Annotated in this window: 13 protein-coding genes; 5 read left to right on the top strand and 8 right to left on the bottom strand. The window is 42.7% G+C overall.

Annotation, left to right across the window (positions count from 1 at the left end; all coding sequences use genetic code 11):
- On the bottom strand, window positions 1–447 hold the full coding sequence (locus ACVRYP_RS04540) for a SprT family protein (RefSeq protein ID WP_447467570.1): 447 nt from the start codon (window positions 445–447) through the stop codon (window positions 1–3).
- Complete coding sequence (locus ACVRYP_RS04535; protein ID WP_447467569.1) at window positions 434–2593, bottom strand: Tex family protein; 2160 nt, start codon at window positions 2591–2593, stop codon at window positions 434–436. The genes ACVRYP_RS04540 and ACVRYP_RS04535 overlap by 14 nt, the downstream gene beginning before the upstream one ends.
- 147 nt (window positions 2594–2740) lie before the next feature.
- On the opposite strand from ACVRYP_RS04535, the gene ACVRYP_RS04530 reads away from it, so the two are divergent.
- Genes ACVRYP_RS04530 through ACVRYP_RS04520 form a run of 3 tightly spaced genes read left to right on the top strand, consistent with a single transcriptional unit; the run spans window position 2741 to window position 4589 of the window.
- Complete coding sequence (locus ACVRYP_RS04530; protein ID WP_447467568.1) at window positions 2741–2875, top strand: SPJ_0845 family protein; 135 nt, start codon at window positions 2741–2743, stop codon at window positions 2873–2875.
- 2 nt (window positions 2876–2877) lie between these two features.
- Window positions 2878–3774 (top strand): permease, encoded by an 897-nt coding sequence (locus ACVRYP_RS04525; protein WP_447467567.1) that lies wholly within the window; start codon window positions 2878–2880, stop codon window positions 3772–3774.
- Window positions 3774–4589 carry a TIGR03943 family putative permease subunit gene (locus ACVRYP_RS04520; protein ID WP_447467566.1) on the top strand — a complete coding sequence of 272 codons (816 nt, stop codon included), beginning with the start codon at window positions 3774–3776 and terminating at the stop codon, window positions 4587–4589. Before ACVRYP_RS04525 ends, ACVRYP_RS04520 begins: the two co-directional genes overlap by 1 nt.
- 52 nt (window positions 4590–4641) lie before the next feature.
- Here ACVRYP_RS04520 and ACVRYP_RS04515 read toward each other — a convergent pair whose 3' ends face one another.
- The 5 genes from ACVRYP_RS04515 to ACVRYP_RS04495 all read right to left on the bottom strand — a co-directional run bounded on the left by ACVRYP_RS04515 (window position 4642) and on the right by ACVRYP_RS04495 (window position 10095).
- On the bottom strand, window positions 4642–4965 hold the full coding sequence (locus tag ACVRYP_RS04515; protein ID WP_447467565.1) for a DUF2500 domain-containing protein: 324 nt from the start codon (window positions 4963–4965) through the stop codon (window positions 4642–4644).
- Window positions 4966–5059: 94 nt separating this feature from the next.
- Window positions 5060–7006 (bottom strand): threonine--tRNA ligase, encoded by a 1947-nt coding sequence (gene thrS, locus ACVRYP_RS04510; RefSeq protein WP_447467564.1) that lies wholly within the window; start codon window positions 7004–7006, stop codon window positions 5060–5062.
- A gap of 371 nt (window positions 7007–7377) precedes the next feature.
- Window positions 7378–7752, bottom strand: a complete 375-nt coding sequence (locus tag ACVRYP_RS04505) for a hypothetical protein (RefSeq protein WP_447467563.1) — start codon at window positions 7750–7752, stop codon at window positions 7378–7380.
- A gap of 15 nt (window positions 7753–7767) precedes the next feature.
- Window positions 7768–9096 carry a glycosyltransferase family 4 protein gene (locus tag ACVRYP_RS04500; RefSeq protein ID WP_447467562.1) on the bottom strand — a complete coding sequence of 443 codons (1329 nt, stop codon included), beginning with the start codon at window positions 9094–9096 and terminating at the stop codon, window positions 7768–7770.
- A 3-nt stretch (window positions 9097–9099) separates the two neighbouring features.
- Window positions 9100–10095, bottom strand: coding sequence for an LTA glycolipid anchor biosynthesis glycosyltransferase, IagA/BgsA family (locus tag ACVRYP_RS04495; protein ID WP_447467607.1), 996 nt, complete (start codon window positions 10093–10095; stop codon window positions 9100–9102).
- A 196-nt stretch (window positions 10096–10291) separates the two neighbouring features.
- Here ACVRYP_RS04495 and ACVRYP_RS04490 point away from each other — a divergent pair, with 196 nt between their 5' ends.
- Window positions 10292–12163: a family 20 glycosylhydrolase gene (locus tag ACVRYP_RS04490; RefSeq protein WP_447467561.1), complete on the top strand. Its 1872-nt coding sequence runs from the start codon at window positions 10292–10294 to the stop codon at window positions 12161–12163.
- Between the two features lie 350 nt (window positions 12164–12513).
- Here the strand turns inward: ACVRYP_RS04490 and ccpA are convergent, their stop codons facing one another.
- Window positions 12514–13518: a catabolite control protein A gene (gene ccpA / locus ACVRYP_RS04485; protein WP_447467560.1), complete on the bottom strand. Its 1005-nt coding sequence runs from the start codon at window positions 13516–13518 to the stop codon at window positions 12514–12516.
- A gap of 169 nt (window positions 13519–13687) precedes the next feature.
- On the opposite strand from ccpA, the gene ACVRYP_RS04480 reads away from it, so the two are divergent.
- Entirely contained in the window at window positions 13688–14767 is a 1080-nt protein-coding gene (locus ACVRYP_RS04480) for a M24 family metallopeptidase (RefSeq protein ID WP_447467559.1), read from the top strand.
- Window positions 14768–14826: the final 59 nt, after the last annotated feature.

Raw genomic sequence — 14826 nt, 5'->3', positions numbered from 1 at the left:
CTAATCTCTTGTTACCATTCCGTCAAATAGCAGTAATCCGTGACATTTTCCACAGTGGTATTTCTTCGTATCAATTTGACGTTTGCGATGATAGACTTGCCCGCAAGATTGACAAAGATAAACCTTGTATTGTTGAGGCGTCGCAATCTTAGGGGCATAGCGCAACCCATCCACAGCCTGAAGTAAAGCTTTAAAGTCTGCATCTGCATGGCGGTAGCCCTTCTTTTCAAAATAGAGATGGTAGTGGCAAAGCTCATGTCGGACAATCTGACGAAAAACAGCTAGACCGTGCTCTTCATAAATTTGGGGATTGAAATCTAAATGACCATCCTTTGGAAAAAAGCGACCGCCCGTCGACCGAAGACGTTTGTTCCAATGGGCTCTATGCTTAAAGGGCTTTCCAAAGTCTTCCAGAGAGACCTTTTTCACATAATCAGTCAAGTTCACGCGGTTTCACCAGACTAAGGCCGATACGACTGCGTTTGACATCTACCTCTGTTACCCAAACCGTCACAATGTCCCCTACCGCTAGAAGGGTGCTCGGATGTGGTAATTGGGGGAGACGTCCTGTTTTCTTATCGCGTTTTCGTTCAACCATACGAGAGATGTGAATCAGACCATCCTCGTGGACACCGATATCCACAAAGGCACCGAAATCAACAATATTACGAACCACACCTTCTAATTCTTGACCAATTTTCAAATCCTTCATGTCAAGGACGTCTTGACGAAGGACAGGTGCTGCAAAATCGTCGCGCAAATCACGACCTGGTTTTAAGAGGTCAGCCACAATATCTTTCAAAGTCGCTTGGCCAATGCCTAGATCCTCTGCTGTTCTAGCAATATCCAAAGCTTGAAGTTTAGCATGGGCTTCCTCATCCAGCTGACTAATATTTAGCTGTTTCAGAAGGGCCTCGACTGCTGGATAGGACTCCGGGTGAACCCCGGTGTTGTCCAAAACGTTTGCGGCATTAGGCAATCGAAGGAAACCTGCCGCCTGCTCGAAGGCTTTATCACCCAAGCGAGGCACTTTTTTCAACTCCTGACGGCTCTTAAGCTCGCCATTTTCCTCACGGTAGGCCACAATATTTTCAGAAATGGTCTTATTGAGGCCAGCCACATGAGCTAGAAGCGCTGGACTGGCTGTGTTGACATTGACACCGACTTGGTTAACCACTGTGTCGACCACGAAGTCCAATTGATCACTAAGTTTTTTCTGGCTAACGTCATGCTGGTACTGACCAACGCCGATCGATTTCGGATCGATTTTAACAAGTTCTGCCAGCGGATCCTGAAGACGGCGGGCGATGGAAATAGCAGAGCGTTTTTCCACGGTCAACTCTGGAAATTCATGGCGAGCGAGTTCAGATGCCGAGTAGACAGAAGCCCCACTCTCATTGACAATGACATAGGAAACCCCTGGGTGATTCGGTAAAATCTCTGCCACAAAGGCTTCACTTTCCCGGCTGGCTGTCCCGTTACCGATAGCAACAATCTCCACGCCATATTGGTCAATCAAGAGAGAAAGCTCTTTTTTAGCTTCCTCAATCTGGCGGGCAGAAGCCGGCTTAACCGGATGAATAACCTGCGTGGTCAAGAGCTTCCCTGTCACGTCAACAACCGCGAGCTTGGCACCCGTCCGAAAGGCCGGATCAAAGCCAAGCACCGTTTTCCCCTTAAGCGGTGGAACCAAGAGGAGGTTGCGTAGGTTGGTTGAGAAGAGCTGAATGGCACCATCTTCGGCACTTTCTGTTAACTCCGCCCGCACCCGACGCTCCATAGCTGGCACAATCTTTTTCTTAATGGCATCTACGATGGCCGCCTCAATATAAGGATTCATGGCCTTAAAGCGAGCTTGGTAAAAACGGGTCATCTTGTCAAAGTTGTGGCTAAAACCAACTTTTAAAATACCGAGATTTTCCCCGCGGTTAATGGCAAGCGTTCGATAGCCCTGGAGTTTCGCTACAGGTTCTGAGAAATCATAATAAAGCTGGAAGACTTGTTTGTCATCGGCGTCCTCATCTTTGACCTGTGAGGTCAAGCTAGAGTTAGTCCAAATTTCATTATAGGTCCAAGCACGGAGCTTAGTATCTTCTGCTAAGCTTTCTGCTAAGATATCTACCGCTCCAGCCAAGGCTTTGTCGGTTGTTGGAAAAGCTTCTGACACAAACTTTTCTGCCTGACTCTCAAGATCAGAGACATTTTGCAGGATTAGTCTAGTCAAGTCTAAGAGACCTGCCTCACGGGCAATGGTTGCCTTGGTGCGGCGTTTTTCCTTATAGGGAAGGTAGAGTTCTTCCACGTCAGCTAGCTTTTCAGCAGCCTCAATCTCTGCCCGCAATTGCTCGGTCAGCTTGCCCAAAGAATCGATCTTGGCTAGCACGGTTTCCTTACGGTCCGCAAGGGCCGTTAGGCTCTTATCCATATCGATAATGGCCTTAATCGCCACCTCATCTAGGTCACCAGTGGCTTCTTTACGGTAACGAGCAATAAAGGGAATGGTGTTGCCTTCAGCCGTCAAATTCAAAACCGTGTCAATCTGTTTTAGGGTCAATTGGAGCGCTTCGCTCATCTGTAAATATTTCTTATCCATAATCCTTATTATATCATGATTCCTAGTAAATGGAGAAAGCTAATCCGCTTCAAACTTAGATTTAGAGCGAAATTCCTCTCAATTCCCCTTTTTTACGTTTTTGAGGTATAATAGAGACACAAATGAAGTCTAGAAATGGAGATAACCATGCCTGTAACTTTTAAAAAACAAGATGATTGGGATAAACTGTTAGAGCAGTTTGCATCATTTGACGACCTTGAAAAGGTTGAATTTCCTGATCCCAACGCTAAAGAATCTTCTGAGAACACTGAGGACGCTTAACCATGTTTCAAAACCTTCCCACTAGTGTCCTTCAAGCTGGGGCTATCTTTATGTCTATCATAATTGAAGCTCTTCCCTTTGTCTTTATCGGAACCTTGATCTCAGGTGTCATCGAGGTCTATGTCACACCAGACCGTGTCCATAAGTACCTGCCCAAGAACCGTGTCTTGCAGATTATTTTTGGAACCTTTATCGGATTTTTCTTTCCATCCTGTGAATGTGGGATTGTGCCAATCGTCAATCGCTTCTTGGAGAAAAATGTGCCCACTTACACAGCCATCCCTTTCTTGGCAACGGCCCCGGTTATCAATCCAATTGTTCTTTTTGCGACCTTCACAGCTTTTGGCAATAGCTGGCGCATGACCTTGCTAAGGGCTCTGGGTTCTGCTCTCATTGCCTTTACGCTTGGTATCTTACTAGGTTTTGTCAAGCAAGACAGCATTCTAAAGCCTGACCGCGAAGCTGCTCACGTTCATGATTTTTCTGATTTGACCGGCTGGCGAAAACTCTTTCAAGCCTTAATTCAGGCTATTGATGAGTTCTTTAACACAGGGCGCTACCTGGTCTTTGGCTGCCTTTTTGCCAGCATTGTCCAAGTCTACGTGCCCACTCGTATCCTGCTTAGTATCTCAACAACGCCTCTTGCCGGAATTCTCCTCATGATGCTTCTGGCTTTCTTGCTATCGCTTTGTAGCGAGGCGGATGCCTTTATCGGTGCCTCCCTTCTCTCAAGTTTTGGCATGGCTCCTGTCCTTGCCTTCCTCATCATTGGGCCTATCATTGATGTTAAAAACCTTTTGATGATGACGAGTTATTTTAACAGCAAGGCTATCGTCCAATTTATTACTGTTTCCTGTGTCATTGCGACCCTTTATACGCTTTTGATTGGAGTTCTCTAATGATTCGTTTTCTTATTTTATTGGGCTACTTTGAACTTACGCTCTATCTCTATCTATCTGGGAAACTTGACCAATACATCAATATGCGCTATTCTTACTTGGCCTATATTTCAATGGTTATTGCTCTCATTCTTGCTATTGTACAATTAATCATTTGGATGAAAAAAATGACACCCCATAGCCATTTAACCAAATGGACAGACAAGGTAGAAAGCTATGGACTTCTCTTAATACCGCTAGTAGTTGGTCTTCTTTTTCCAACAGTCAGTCTTGATGCTACCACCGTTTCAGCTAAAGGATACACCTTTCCTCTTTCTGCTGACAATGACCTTGAGACGCAAGTTCAAGAAGGCACCAGTACTCAATATTTGAGGCCAGATACTTCATCCTTCTTTACCAAGTCTGCCTATTCTGAGGAAATGCAGAAATCGATGGATATTTATGCTAGCCAAGACCATATAGAAGTCACCAAAGAAAATTACATGGAAGTCATGGAAATTATTTACGACTATCCTACCCGGTTCGTTGGTAAAAAAATAACCTTTACAGGTTTCGTTTACCAAGACCCTGATAATCCAGGGGACCTCTTTCTCTTCCGGTTTGGTGTCATCCACTGTATTGCTGACTCCGGTGTTTTTGGGCTCTTAGTCACTGGTAGCCCTACAGAATTTGACAATGATACCTGGGTTTCAGCTACAGGTACCATTGAAATCACCTATCACCAAAGCCTTAATCAATCCATCCCATCTGTCGAACTGGAAAGTATCACACCAGTCGAAAAACCAGATAACCCTTATGTTTATCGCGTTTTTTAAGAAATATATAGAAAAAACTAGGAAAAACAGTTCCCTAGTTTTTTAAATACTTCTACTTAAATGCAAGGAATCGATTCCCTTGAAAGGTCAACTCTCCTTCATCACCCTCTAACAATTGATCAAAGTCCTCACCTCTAACCCTTAGTTCAAGACGTTGTTGGCCGGGTGTTTGAAAAATAACCTTATGAAGTGTTCGTTTAGCATCACCACTGTGCAATAAATTGGGGTGTTTACTAATTACTGTAGCTTTAAGCGATTGCTCACTGACCTGATTGTTGCGGCTCCAGTCCAACACATTTCGCCCGATTTGAAAAATCACATAGCCCAACACCAAAGCCATCCCAACTTGTATAAATACCAAAATCAGTTGTCCCATCACGCCCACCATATCTTCTTTTTTAAAATTATTATACTAAAAGAAGAGGGATAAAACAAGCAAAACCGAAACCCTCGGGCTTCGGTTTTAGTGTTTATTCAGCGTCTTCTGCTGGACGGGATTTACGAGCGATATCGGATAAGATAGCGTCGATAAAGTTTTCCAGTGATTCAGTATGGGTCGCCTTGCTACCGTAGCGGCGGACGTTGACCGCACGGTCAGCCATTTCCTTGTCACCCACGATAAGCTGATAAGGGATCTTGCTGGTTTGCGAAGCACGGATCTTATACTGCATCTTCTCGTTGCGCTCATCAACCTCTGCACGAATACCGCGATCTTTGAGGGCTTTGGCCACTTCCCAAGCATAGTCCACATGAGCTTCGTTAGAGATTGGGATAACCGTTACTTGTTGTGGTGCCAACCATGTTGGGAAGGCGCCTTTATAGGTTTCAATCAGGATAGCGGTGAAGCGTTCCATGGTCGAGATTACCCCACGGTGAATCATGACCGGACGGTGCTCTTCCCCATCTGCTCCGATATAGGTCAAGTCAAAGCGTTCTGGCAAGAGGAAGTCCAACTGAATGGTTGAGAGAGTCTCTTCGTTTCCAAGAGCCGTCTTCACTTGGATATCCAGTTTAGGACCGTAGAAGGCTGCTTCGCCTTCTGCTTCGTAGTAGTCTACACCCATTTCATCAAGGGCAGCTTTCAGCATGCCTTGGGCATTTTCCCACATCTCATCGTTGTCGTAGTATTTTTCCTTGTCTTCTGGATCACGGTATGACAGGCGGAAACGGTAATCGGTCAAGTTAAAGTCCGCATAGACATCGATAATGAGCTGGAGGGCACGTTGGAATTCTTCCTGGATTTGCTCTGGAGCCACAAAGATGTGGCCATCGTTAAGGGTCATCTCACGCACACGCTGAAGACCTGTCAGAGCACCTGATTTTTCATAGCGGTGCATCATGCCGAGCTCGGCGATACGAATTGGCAACTCGCGGTAAGAATGCACATGGTTCTTGTAGACTTGGATATGGTGTGGGCAGTTCATTGGACGAAGAACGAATTCTTCCCCGTCTCCCATATCCATGGTCGGGAACATATCTTCTTGGTAATGCTCCCAGTGACCTGAGGTCTTGTAGAGTTCCACTGAAGCAAGCGGTGGTGTGTAGACGTGTTGGTAGCCTGACGCTAATTCTTTGTCAGTGATGTAGCGTTCCAAGGTACGACGAATGGTCGCGCCATTTGGCAACCAGAAGGGCAGACCTTGACCAACTTCTTGGGAAATCATGAAGAGATCCAGCTCTTTACCGAGTTTGCGGTGGTCACGTTCTTTGGCTTCTTCACGCATTTGGATATAGGCCTTAAGGTCTTTTTTGTCAAACCAAGCTGTTCCATAAACACGTTGCATCATGGCATTGTCGCTGTTTCCACGCCAGTAAGCACCAGCTACATTAAGCAGTTGGAAAACTTGGATACGACCCGTTGACGGTACGTGTGGGCCACGGCAAAGGTCCACAAACTCACCCTGGCGGTAAACTGTCAAGCCAGCCCCCGCATGCTCTTGGATCAACTCAACTTTGTAAGGATCATCGGCAAAGAGCTCAAGGGCTTCTTCTTTGGTGATTTCTTCACGGATAGACGGATGATTTTCCTTAACGATTTTACGCATCTCATCTTCGATTTTAGCCAAATCTTCATTGGAAATTTGCCCTGCCTCATTGTCGGTATCGTAATAGAAACCATGCTCAATGGCTGGACCAACCCCAAGGCGAAGATTTGGGAAATGGCGGCGGGCCGCTTGGGCAAACAAGTGAGCTGCTGAGTGACGCAAGATGTCCAAGGCATCTTCGTGATCTGGGGTCACGATTTCAAGGCTACCATCTTCGTCAATGGCACGTGTCGTGTCGATCAAGTTGCCATTAAACTTACCAGCCAAGGCTTTTTTAGCCAAACCTGGGCTGATAGAGTGGGCAATGTCATAAGTTGTGCTGCCAGCTTCGTAATCACGAACGGCACCATCTGGGAAAGTAATATGGATCATTTTCATGTTCTCCTTTTGTTATCTATTGATGTCAATATGAAACGTAATCTTTTGACGACTTTCATTATCCTCAAAGTATGATTGCTTGCTGATAGTAACTTCTTCAAATTTAGAAACAACATACTATCTAAAAACAAAAACGACGCCCTCAAAAAGGACGTCGCAACGTGGTTCCACCTTCATTCACACAGGCTAAAAATAGGCTGTGCCTCGAAATGGTTCTAAGGTGACCACCCTTTTATGTTTGCATAAAATCCTACCGAGGAGTACCAAATCAATCACTGGGTGCGACTTGCAGCAACCGCGCACTCTCTAAAACCAGCTGTTATCCATTTGACATGTCTCTGAGGATTAGTATAGCACATCTCCAACTATTTTTGCAAGTGGGCAAGGCCTTTTTTTACAAGACTACCGAGACCTAAAAAGACAAGTGAAATCAGAGTATAGGGGAACAAATAAACTTCTATCCCTGCCGCATTGTAAAAGAGGGGGATATAGAAAATATAGGGCAACCAAGACAAGCCAATAAGAACAGGCAATTTCCAAGAGAAGCCATACTTGACACCAAAAATAAGAGAAGATAGAGCAATAATTACTGGATTATAGATAATCAGGCCATTGACCACTAATGCTTTATGAAGCATTTCGTCAAAACGAAGCATTCCCAAATGAGCTAAATGGTAATAGATGGCCTCTGTCCAGTATATCAAAAATGGAATCAAAACAAACGGAAGATACTTTTTCACCGCATGCTCCTTCTTTTAGGACTCCCGATTTTTTCGGATGTCCCTGATAAAGCGTCTTGATCTTACAGTTGATTTCACTAGGATCCGTTTTGGAAGATAAATGCTCTTTCGAGCCACTAATACACCCGTCTTTGTCGCCTTTCTAGCAATAACAACAGGGATTGGAGCTAGTTCGCCATTGGCTTTACGAACCTCATGATCCATAATGGTGTCTAGGTAAAAAGATGCTACTTGACGACCAAAGTTCTCTGCTGAAATTTCAAATAATTTGTCTTCCAAAGCTTGGGGCGTCATTTCAGGCGTTGCAATAATCGCATCAACAATAGCATCTGCCAAATCTTGAGGATAAGTGTAAAGCGTTCCAAACATGCGGTCTGATATCAGGGCTTTTAAATAGGGGTTAGCGTGAGCGATAACAGGAGTTCCTGTCGCCAAGGCCTCTAGGTAGGTTAATCCTTGGGTCTCAGAGGTTGAAGCTGAGACGAAGAAATCAGCCGCCTTATAAAAGAGAGCTGTCTCACTGGGTGCAATCATTCCAGTAAATTGAACAGTGTCTTCAAGGCCAAGCTCTGTCACCAAGGCCTTTAAATCAGATAAATACGGGCCATCGCCTGCTACCACTAGTTTGGTTTTCATGCCTTGAGCAAGCACTGCGGGCATCGCCTGAATGACAGCTTGAATGTTTTTTTCATAGGAGACGCGGGAAAGGCTGAGCAAGAAGGTCTCATTATCAGAAATTCCCAGCTGGTCTCGAATCCCCTGGACATCCTCAGCTGTCAATTCAGGACGACAAAATTTTTCTAAGGCTATCCCTGTTGGAATCACCCGCTTAGGAGATTTGATTTTATAGTCTGTCAGCATCCCTTCGACTATCTCACTGGGACAGATGACACCATCCAGATGCGTACAGTAAGACCGAACAATATATTTTACCATCCCAGGTCGAATGATTTTGCCCTTGGCCAGGTAATGGACATAGTCCTCATAATTGGTATGATAGGTATGAATGACAGGGATTTTTAGCTCTCGAGCAATCATTTTTCCTAAAATTCCAAGACTAAATTCCGTTTGAGTATGGATAATATCCAAATGATAGCGTTTGGCAATTTTAACCGCATCGGTAAAACCAGCATAAGCAATTTGGCGTTCTTTAAAAGCAAAAAAAGGGACACTTGGAATACGGACAACCTGCCAATCTTCATAACGATTGACATTTTTATCCGTTGTTGTAAAGATAAATACCGTATGTCCTAATTTCTCTAACTCTGTCTTTAGGGTTTTGATGGATGTTGCTACCCCTGAAACTTGCGGGAAATAGGTGTCCGTAAAAATTCCGATACGCATAATCTACTCCATAACCTTACGATATACATTGGCAAGCTGACGGGATACTACTTCAATCGATCGTCCCTTGGCTACCTGGTATCCAGCTTGTCGACGATCGATTTGACCTCCTAAAATATCATCTAGGGCTGCCACAAATTCCTCATTGTTGCGTCCCATGGTCACGTTCGTTCTATCCAGCCATCCCCGATAGACAGGGATGTCTCTCACCAAAACATGCTGGTAACTGGCTAAAGCCTCAAGCACCACAATACCTTCTGTTTCTTCGTAAGATGGGAAGAAAAAGGCATCCGCACCACTCATAGCTCCTTCAAAAACTGGACCCTTGATATAGCCAGGGAAGCTAACATTTGCTGGGTGATTTTTCTCAACAATTTCGGCAATATCATTCGGGATTAAAAGCTTGTTAATCTGACCAAACCATATAAAGCGCACATGTGGCATTTGCTCAGCTACCTTGACGAAATCATTAATCCCCTTGCGCTTAAAGTAAAGCCCCGCACTAATCACGACCTTTTGGTCAGGTTCGATATCAAAATAGTCCCTAAAATGCGCTTCTTTTTCAGGGTTCGACACATATTTGGTCAAGTCTATCCCGTTCGAAATCGCTGAGATGGGACGCGTGATTCCATAGCTTCTCAAAAGGCTTTCTGAATAAGGGGTTGGGGTGATAATGTGATCTGCCTGCTGATAAAAATAAGTCAGGTAATTCTTAACCATTGGTGCCAAGAGATTAGACCCTTTAAAAGAGTTTTCAAAATCTTCCTTGGTGGAATGGGCATGAACAATCACGCGTTTCCCCTGTCTTTTGGCCTGACGAAGAAGCCTTAAACTCCTAAAGCCATAGGTATTGATGTGAACAATGTCGTAATCCTCTTTAAGATTGGTGGTGTAATCAATCCCGGCTAAAGTCAAGGCTCTTTCTTGATGCTTAATGGCTCGGCCGATGCCTGATTTGGAGATAAGTTTTTCTCCTTCTAAATACAGCAAAATCTTCATGGTTTTATTATAGCCTTTTCCCTTCAAAAAGACAATGTCCTTTGGATAGCATACAAGAGTCACTCCAATAGCTAATTGCCAAAGCTCTCACTCTTTTTAGCTCTAAAATGCTTTCATCAGTATTTCTAATGGATAACCCTTAATAAAAACTCTTTTGTCTTGAATTAAACTGATAATTAATATATACTATAAATGCATGAAAAAGAAAATATATACTAAATTGATAACTTTATCCGTTTTAATGTTTCAACTGAACCTTTCATCCTTGAATGTTTTAGCGCTCGAAACTCCTCTAAACAAGACTGGTGTTAATACGTCTTCAGAAAATCAGAAGATATCTATAATGGACTCAGGTTTATTATTAGATGTCGCTAGACGTTACTATTCTATTGGCAGCATTCGCAACTATATTGATCACATTGCTGAGAATGGAGGTCATTTTCTTCACCTTCATTTAACAGATGATAACTACGGTATTGAAAGCCACCTCCTCAATCAGAAAGCTGAGGATGCTCTATATATAGAAGAAACAGAAACCTTCATTAACCCTAATACAAACAAGCCTTTCTTAACTTTTAATCAATTATCAGCTTTAAACAACTATGCTTTATCAAAAGGAGTTTATCTCGTTCCTGAAATTGATATGCCTAGTCACTCAAAAGGTATTAAAGAACTATTATCTTATGCGGATCCAACCATTGCAAAGCAAGTAAAATGGTTCCAAATTGGTGATGCAACAGGTCATCTAACCGATAGTGATCAACTAGACATCGAAAACGAGGCCACAATGGCTTTCGCCCTCTCTTTGCAAGCAGAATTTGTTTCACAAGTACCAAATTTAGGCTATTTTCATATTGGTGGCGATGAATTTGCTGGGGGAATAGAATACAATCTAGCATTTATTGATTATGTCAATCGTTCTGCTAGTCAACTCCTTCAAAATGGCATCGTTACTAGAGTTTGGAATGATGGCTTTAAGCACATAGATGGTGTCACACATCCAAAAATCGATAAATCAGTCCAGATCACCTATTGGAACCCTCAACTAGAAAAAGATTCCAGTAGAATGACTGCTGATGACCTCATAAATGCAGGTTACAAACTCTTAAATTACAACGGCTATTTTCTAGCCATGCTTCCAAAATCTCCAATAGATCAATTTATTTCAGATGCTATTTATAATGCTAATAGTATCCAAAAAAGTGATCAATCTAATTCACAGATGTGGTCGTTAGAACAGTTTAACATGAACACAGGGGATCTCCTAACGAATGCGTATCAAGGAAATGTTATTGGTTCTGCATTCTCGGTTTGGAGTGAAGAAGCTGGTGACTTAAATGATCAAGAAATATATAATGGTATCTCAATTCCCTTAAAAGCGTTTTTAAATCGTATGAATACAGAGTATGCTGTTTCAAATAAGAAACCTGAGTCTCCTTACACAACTGTATCAGAAAAGACCACAACAGGCACCGTTACATCAGCTGTCACAATGAAGCAAACGACTTCTCAAGTCCCTGTGACTACGCCTGTAACTACAGAAGAAATTTCTTTAACAACTCAAAGCGAGATAACTTCCTCCCCTCAAAGCCAAACGGTATCTGAAATCCCTGTGACTACTGAGGACATTGTCTTAACAACTCAAAGCGAGATAACCCCTACCTCCCTTCAAAGTCAAACGTCTTCTCTTCAACAAACGATTTCTATGCCAACTTCTATGGTAACTTTAAGTGAAGTCTCTCAAACAGTTCCTCAAGAACAGTCAACCTCTCAATCACAAACGACTTCTGCTTCTTCCATCACTACTGAAGCTAAATACCCACAAAGTAATGGAGAACACACAAAACAACAACCATCGCTAGATTCTGATACATCTGAAACTACTCTTAAACCAAACAATTCGTTCTCTGATCAGACGCAACCAGCAACATCAGACGTAACACAATCTAAAGTTGCTAGTCACAGAACGTTACCATCGACAGGTGATTCCTTCAATTTAATAGCGATAGTCGGTGTTGCTCTAATACACTTATTAGCAAAATATCGTGTACTATCCAAAAAACGATAAAACTTGTTTCTTTGCCCTAAACAACGATTAGCTAGAGCATAAAAATCAATTAGGATAGTGATTTTCTAAATTATTTCAATAAATCGTTCCAGTGAGTTATTCTAATAGGTTTTTATGGCAGTTTTTTCGTACAATAGCACTCATGAATCACAACACGGTAACCTTCCCTCCTAGTGAGGAAAGGTTGCTTTTGTTTTCCTAACGAAATTAAAAGCATTGAAAACTCAGACAAAAATATAATGACCTTGTTCCTCTCAGAAAGAGGAGCAAGGTCATTAATTAATCTCTTATTGTTTCAAGTACTTCACATCGTACTTTGATCACTTAAAATAAGTTTATTACATAGTCATTTACTTGGTTGATTTACGTTCCGCAATCGAATGGTTTAGAATCACTTCACGGTCTTCTAAATCTTCTTTGAGCATGATTTTCGTCAACATCCGCATAGCAATGGCACCAATATCATAGATTGGTTGGCTGATAGACGTCAAGTTTGGACGAGCAAACTTAGTCACTGTCGAATCATTACTTGTGATAATTTCAAAGTCTTCCGGAACCTTCACGCCAGCATCTTCAATACCATTTAAAAGACCAACTGCAATTTCATCTTCTGCTACGATAGCAGCAGTTGCCCCTGATTTGAGCACGCGCTCTGCAAGTGCATAACCTTCTTGGTACTTGTACTTAGCTTCAAAGACAAGGCCTTCGTTAAAGGATAACTTACTTGACTTCAAACCATCCTTGTAGCCTTTAAGACGGAGTTTGCCATTAATCTCATCCAACAAAGGACCAGAGACAAAAGCAATCTTTTTATTGTGTTTGGCTAAAATCTTAACCGCATCAGCAGTTGATTGCTTGTAGTCAATATTAACACTTGGCAACTGGTGCTCTAAGTCAACTGTACCTGCTAAAACGATCGGCTTACGAGAGCGTGAAAACTCAGCCCGCACCTTATCGGTCAGGTGATAGCCCATAAAGATAATCCCGTCAACCTGCTTAGAAAAAAGCGTATTGACAACATTAACTTCTTTATCGTCATTTTCGTCACTGTTGGCAATAATGATATTGTATTTGTACATTTCGGCAATATCATCAATCCCCTGCGCCAATGTAGCAAAATAAGCATTAGCAATATTCGGAATAACGACACCTACAGTTGTCGTTTTTTTACTTGCTAAGCCACGAGCAACTGCGTTAGGGCGATAATCCAGACGCTCGATTACTTCGAGAACTTTCTTACGTGTATTTTCCTTGACGTTTTTGTTACCGTTAACGACACGACTAACGGTCGCCATAGAAACACCAGCTTCTCTGGCAACATCGTATATAGTTACTGTTTCATCAGTATTTAACATAACTGAATGTCCTTTCTATTTTTTGAAAATTTCGCTTACATTCCAATCCTAGTTTATCACTTTATGGAAACTCTTTCAAGTGAAAACGCTCTTTTTTCTTGATTTTTCACAGCTTTTTTGGAAAAATGGGAGTACATTTATTATGTTTGTTTAGAAAGTTGGTCTTATCATGGAAAAAATCCAGCAAATTGTCAGCTATCTCGATCACCAAGAAGCGAGTCTAGCTATCTTTTCAGATCCTGTCTCCATCAATTATTTGACAGGATTTTATAGCGATCCCCACGAGCGCCATCTCTTTCTCTTTGTTTTTAGAGATCGCGAGCCTCTTCTTTTCTTACCTGCTATGGAGATGGCTGGTGCTCGAAAAATCGTTCCTTTTAACGTCGTTGGCTATCAAGACTCCGAAAATCCTTGGCAAAAGATCGCTACCACTATCGGAAACTTGCCCAATGACATTATCCTAGCTGAGTTTGACAGCCTTAATCTGACCAGATACCACGGTCTTCGACAGGTCTTTGAAACAGACTTCACTGACCTAACTCCCTACATCAACCGTATGAAATTGATCAAATCAGCCGACGAAGTCGCAAAACTCATGTACGCTGGGACCTTTGCGGACAAGGCCATGCAGATTGGTTTTGAGGCAATCTCTCTTGAAAAAACAGAGACAGACATCATCACAGAAATCGAATTTGGCATGAAAAAAGCCGGTGTATCTAAAATGAGTTTTGAGACCATGGTTTTAACAGCTGATAATGCTGCCAACCCTCACGGCCATCCTGGTGCCAATCTGATCCAAAACGATGCCCTCCTGCTCTTTGACCTTGGAACCGAAAATAACGGTTATATGTCTGATATGACACGCACAGTTGCTGTTGGCCAACCAGATTCCTTTAAAAAAGACATCTACAATCTCTGTTTACAAGCTCAATTGACTGCGCTAGACTTTATCAAACCAGGCGTAACCGCCGCAGAAGTCGACGCCGCTGCTCGCAATGTCATTGCCAAGGCAGGTTATGGGGAATACTTTAATCACAGACTTGGCCATGGAATTGGGATGAGTGTGCATGAGTTCCCGTCGATCATGGAAGGCAATGATTTGGTGCTTGAAGAAGGTATGGCCTTCTCCGTAGAACCAGGCATTTATATCCCTGGAAAAGTTGGTGTGCGTATCGAAGACTGTGGTGTCGTGACCAAGGACGGCTTTGACCTCTTCACCAAGACACCAAAAGAACTACTTTATTTTTAAGCAAAGACTATATAAAAACTAGGACTCCAAAAAAGTCCTAGTTTTTATTCGCATCGGAT

Source organism: Streptococcus rifensis (assembly GCF_053203525.1).
This window is presented reverse-complemented; position numbering and strand designations above follow the sequence as displayed.